Genomic DNA, 1,054 nt, shown 5'->3' on the forward strand with positions numbered 1-1,054 from the left:
CCTTACATTCGCATACCAACTGCAACTTTCTTAAAAACAGAAAAGGCCAGTATGTAGTAGCATACTGCCTTTCCTGACAAGAAAGATTGTAATGAGCTACAAACAACTGACCCGAGAGCAAAGATACTACATTTCCCAAGAATACCGCAACCTCTCCCAAAGCGAAATCGCCCGAAGAACCGGTTGCCACAAATCAACCGTCTGCCGTGAACTAAAAAGACACAGCATTAACGGAGAATACCGTTATCCCTATGCCCAACAGCAAAGCACAGCCCGCCGACACCGTAAAACCTACAAAATTACCCGAGAAATCAAACAGGCCGTCGAGCAGCTTTTGATTCGGAAGTTCAGCCCCGAACAAGTCTGCGGCTATTTGGACAAACACCATCGGATTACCCTGCACCACAGTACCGTTTACCGTCATATTGCCCGGAATAAAAAGGCAGGAGGAGCGTTATGGACACATTTGCGTATCTGTTCCAAACCCTACCGCAAACAGCGCGGCAGCAAATGGCAGCGCGGTAAAGTACCGGACAGGGTCGGTATCGGACATAGGCCGGCTGTTGTCGATGAAAAGGCGCGGATTGGCGATTGGGAGTTGGACACCATCATCGGTAAAGACCAAAAGAGTTGTCTTCCGGTTGCTACGGAAAGAGTAACTAAGTTTACGGTTATCCGCAAACAACTCAGTTTCAAAGCCGAAGAAACAGCGGACACCGTTATCCGCGCACCGGTGCAGTTTGGAGAAAAAGTGAAAACGCTGACATTGGACAACGGCAAAGAGTTTTACCGGCACCGTAAGTTTGCCGAAGCGCTGAATGCGCCAACGTATTTCTGCCGTCCTTATCATTCGTGGGAAAAAGGTTTGGTTGAAAACACCAACGGCCTGATCCGCCAATATTTCCCTAAGCAGACGGATTTCAGGGATGTGAGCGACGAAGAGATTCGGCAAGTAGCCGAACAACTGAACCACCGTCCAAGAAAAACGCTCGGCTATGAAACACCGGGCAGTTTGTTCTTGGGGATATTTAAACCGTTAATTTCCGATGTTGCA

At 48.5% G+C, this 1,054-nt stretch carries 1 protein-coding gene; it reads left to right on the forward strand.

Going from position 1 to position 1,054, the window contains the following annotated elements:
• Positions 1-91 precede the first annotated feature (91 nt).
• Positions 92-1,054, forward strand: a 963-nt coding sequence (locus tag J2T37_RS11500; RefSeq protein WP_253356023.1) for an IS30 family transposase, incomplete at its 3' end; no start/stop codon positions are given.

The organism is Neisseria perflava, assembly GCF_024170405.1.
Classification (GTDB): domain Bacteria; phylum Pseudomonadota; class Gammaproteobacteria; order Burkholderiales; family Neisseriaceae; genus Neisseria; species Neisseria perflava_B.